Below are 3,724 nucleotides of genomic sequence, written 5' to 3'. Positions count from 1 at the left end.
ATTTAAATAAAAGATTAGCACTCTCGTACGAACAGAGATACTCTCGTTGTGTCTAAGCTATACAATGTGTATAATGACGAATAGTCTTAAAATTTTAAATCATTAATCATCGTGAATTTTATTAAAAAGTTTTAAATTAATAAATTTTAAATTTTTGTTATCGTGTGAATGTCTTCTGATGTACATTTATGGTTAATTGATATTTTTTAGCAAGTACTGTTGTGAGGTAAATATGAATACAAAAAAAAACAATTATTTCTCTCTTGAAAAAATTTCTGTGAATACAAAAATGGTAGATGAGCTTTTATCGCAAGGAATCATTACTTCTGATGCGCATAATTACGCCATACGTGCGATTAATTCAGCTCAAAACTGGAGATTGTGGTTATCCCGCTTGTTTTTGGTGCTTGGTGTATCGTTTGTACTTTTGGGTATTTTGTATTTTTTTTCTTTTAACTGGAAAAAAATACCACCTGCAATGAAGCTAGGATCCATTCAGTTATTAATACTTGGATGCCTTGGATCTTCATATTTTTACGGACTTACACGTATCTCTGGCAAAATCATGCTATTTTCTGCTAGTATTCTTGTGGGAATATTCCTTGCCGTATTTGGGCAAATATATCAAACAGGAGCTGACGAGTATACTTTGTTTATGATGTGGGGATTACTAATAGTACCTTGGGTAATTTTATCTGATTTTTTTGCGTTATGGCTTGTTTTTTTGGTCATTACCAATGTTTTTCTTGTGTTATACGTGAATCAGGTCGCACAATCAGAGCACACGACTCAGATGGTTCTTCCTTATCTTTCTATAGTAAATTTAATATTTCTAGGATTAAGAGAATTTTTTGTAAATCAAGGAAAAGAATGGCTGAAAAATCGATGGACGCGTGAAATTTTGGTTGTTTTTATTCTCGTGTGCTTATTGCCTTCACCGATTGATTTGATTTTACAAAAAAAGCTTTCCACAGATGCGATTGTTTTTGGTTCAGAGCTTTCTTTGATCGTTCACAATGTTCTGTATTTCGTTTATCGCTATAAAATTCGAGATATACGGATGTTAATAGCAGTAATATTATCAGGAAGCGTAATATTAGGATCAGCGATTTATAAAGCATTAATGTGGCTCTTTCAATGTGAAATTAGTGCATTTTTTTTTATGATTATTATCGCGATTCCTATATTTAGGATTATTGTTAAAAATTTACGTATTATTGCTAAAGAAATGGAAGGAAAAGATGTTTAGGGATATGAATAGTATTAATGCAAGACAATTGCTCGAATCGTGGAAAAATTCTGGTATAGTTATCTCAAGCGATTCTGCAAAAATAGAAGATTTTATTCAAGCTCATTTTGTTCAATCACGTAAAAAAAAAGATCTAATTTATATTTTTGCGGTCACAACAGGGGCATGGATTACTTTTTGTATCTGTTTTTTTATTTTTTTGAGTTTTTTGTATACAATCAGTATTACTACCCTGCGCTTTGTATGTTTTTTTTGTGGATTATTTTTTATTCATGGTGCTTTGCTTATTCTTAAACAATCAAAAAAGCAAACGAATTTCATCAAACAAATAATTATTGATCAAAGCGCTCTTGGCGTTATGAGCGTAGGAAAAACACTGATAACTTTACGGCTTTACTTATTTTTTGAAAATAATTTGGAGCGTCTTGTCCATTGGAAGCTTAATCTTTCTATGATTATTGTTACTCTGGCCACTTATCATGTTTTCCCTATGTCTATTGATCGTTTTTTATCAACGTTTTTCATCTTTTTCTTGTTATTTGTGAATATTGTAATTGAGCAAGAGTTTTATCAATTTTCGGAAATTGCTCTACATATATTCTTTTTTATTCAAATTATACTATCAGCTATTTTATTAACTTACAGTAAATTCAAGGACAAACACCTTCCTCTTACCTATGCAACAGTATTATCGCTTTGTTACACATTAGTGCTTTCAGTGGTCGCTTTTTCTTTTCAACTTTCAGGAAATTTTTATCAGATTAATCAAACTTTTATGAATTTTGTTAGCGCAATGTTAACGCTATCCCTTATTGGTCTGATTGTTTTTGCAGCAAGAGATCTAAAAAATATAAAAACAGAACCTTTTGTTTTAGCTGCTCTTGCCTCTATTTTTTTGGGCATACTCTCTCCACCTGGAGTAATTCTTTCTATTTGCTTAATGGTTTTAGGAAATATTAAGCATGATAAATTTTTTACATTTATTGGGATTTTGCTAATGCCAGTATTTATTCTTCTTTATTATTTTAGTTTGGATACTAATCTTATGAGTAAATCAGGAGCGCTGATTGGGAGCGGAATTATTTTTCTTTTTGGACGCGCTTATTTGTCATCAAAAAAATTGGATAGGAAAGAGCTAGTATGAAAAAAGTGATTAAAACAATTTTTATTTTATCATCATTCTTGGTATTTTCAGTGCTCAATTATGAGATTTATCAAAAAGAATACACTAAAGCAAAAGGAGAAATTGTCTTCATCGAAATTTCATCTACTATCTCCTCCTCGTTTATGCAAGGTAAGTATATGAAACTTATTTATGCCGTTGTGCGTAACCAAGAATTTCAGGAAAAAAAGATCGTTGAAGGAATGCGTGGGTACGTTGTTATAGGAACAGATCAAAACAAGGTAGCAATTTTTAAACGTTTTTACGACGGTAAAAAATTGTCGAACGATGAAAAATTACTTCGTTTCTACCTTAAATCTGATAAAAAAGCCTACATCATACCAGATTCTTTTATGTTTCAAGAGGGACATGAAAAGTTTTACACTCAAGCACAATATGGAGTTTTCAAATTTGATGCAAAAGGAAACTATATATTATTAGGATTGGCCGATGCAAATTTTCAAATGATTCAATCAAGTTAGTTATCGCTACATCAGTATGAAAAATCACATTAAATAATATTTAATCAATAAACTTCTTGGGAAACTGTTATCACCTTAACTCCATGTTGTAAATAGCGAAAATTAAATTAGGGCCTGTCCTCAATTAAGCCCAACGACAATTGAAGCAAAGTGAACGGCGCTTAGAAAATTTAAAAACATTTTATCATAGCGTGTGACAATGGCGCGATGCTGCCTTAAGTTTATCAATCAAGTAATGGGATTTATAAAAGTATTTATCATAATTTGAGGACTAAAAAGGTTCTTTTTAGGAGGAATCACGGCCTCACGTCCCTTTTCTTTAAGTTTTCTCTACACTCTTTCATCGGAATCGCACGACTTTATTGGTAAGCATTGTATCCCCCCCCTCTCAATCATGGCCCTGATCTTGTGTAAGGTGAAAGAGACCAGATTTCCATGGGGCATCACACAGTGCATGAATTTTGGTGCTAAAAACCCAAAGAGGAGCGTCCAATGGCTTGAGTATGCTTTTTTTTTTGGAGCCTGCGCCCATACTATCGTTGCATCGATCATCGCGCAGGCATGATCATCGTCCTGCAACAAAGATTTCAAAAACTTTTTTCCATACGCTTTTTTTTCTCCAACGGGTAAAACAGGTGTGGATGGCTTTAAAATCAACAAACTTTTTCCGAAAAGATCACGCCAAGGAATTCTACCCACGATAATGGTATAAAATAGCCTCAATAAACAGGCTATCCTTGGCTGTCAACCCCACACTCACTGGTTTTTCAGGCAAACTTATCCTTTATCCGACCTCACTGTCATCCCGAAACGCATAACGTCTTATTTAAC

General features: G+C 32.8%; 3 protein-coding genes and 1 pseudogene. 3 read left to right on the top strand and 1 reads right to left on the bottom strand.

The window, feature by feature from the left end; translation table 11 throughout:
• Positions 1-232 precede the first annotated feature (232 nt).
• From P618_RS06095 to P618_RS04105, 3 genes are read left to right on the top strand one after another with little or no spacing between them, the layout of a single operon-like run.
• Positions 233-1,249 carry a DUF2157 domain-containing protein gene (locus tag P618_RS06095; protein WP_021828000.1) on the top strand — a complete coding sequence of 339 codons (1,017 nt, stop codon included), beginning with the start codon at positions 233-235 and terminating at the stop codon, positions 1,247-1,249.
• Positions 1,250-1,253: 4 nt separating this feature from the next.
• Positions 1,254-2,393, top strand: a complete 1,140-nt coding sequence (locus P618_RS04110; RefSeq protein ID WP_162147080.1) for a DUF4401 domain-containing protein — start codon at positions 1,254-1,256, stop codon at positions 2,391-2,393.
• Complete coding sequence (locus P618_RS04105; RefSeq protein WP_021827998.1) at positions 2,390-2,893, top strand: GDYXXLXY domain-containing protein; 504 nt, start codon at positions 2,390-2,392, stop codon at positions 2,891-2,893. Before P618_RS04110 ends, P618_RS04105 begins: the two co-directional genes overlap by 4 nt.
• Positions 2,894-3,013: 120 nt before the next feature.
• Here P618_RS04105 and P618_RS09395 read toward each other — a convergent pair.
• Positions 3,014-3,674, bottom strand: a pseudogene (locus tag P618_RS09395) (IS5 family transposase).
• Positions 3,675-3,724: the final 50 nt, after the last annotated feature.

The sequence above is a fragment of the Holospora obtusa F1 genome, assembly GCF_000469665.2.
Taxonomy (GTDB): domain Bacteria; phylum Pseudomonadota; class Alphaproteobacteria; order Holosporales; family Holosporaceae; genus Holospora; species Holospora obtusa.
Note: the sequence above shows the minus strand (reverse complement) of the source record. Positions and strands in the feature narration are given on the sequence as shown.

Coding starts and splice junctions, on each gene's coding strand:
- P618_RS04105 (WP_021827998.1), top strand. CDS start 2,390: ATGAAAAAAGTGATTAAAACAATTTTTATTTTATCATCATTCTTGGTA.
- P618_RS06095 (WP_021828000.1), top strand. CDS start 233: ATGAATACAAAAAAAAACAATTATTTCTCTCTTGAAAAAATTTCTGTG.
- P618_RS04110 (WP_162147080.1), top strand. CDS start 1,254: ATGAATAGTATTAATGCAAGACAATTGCTCGAATCGTGGAAAAATTCT.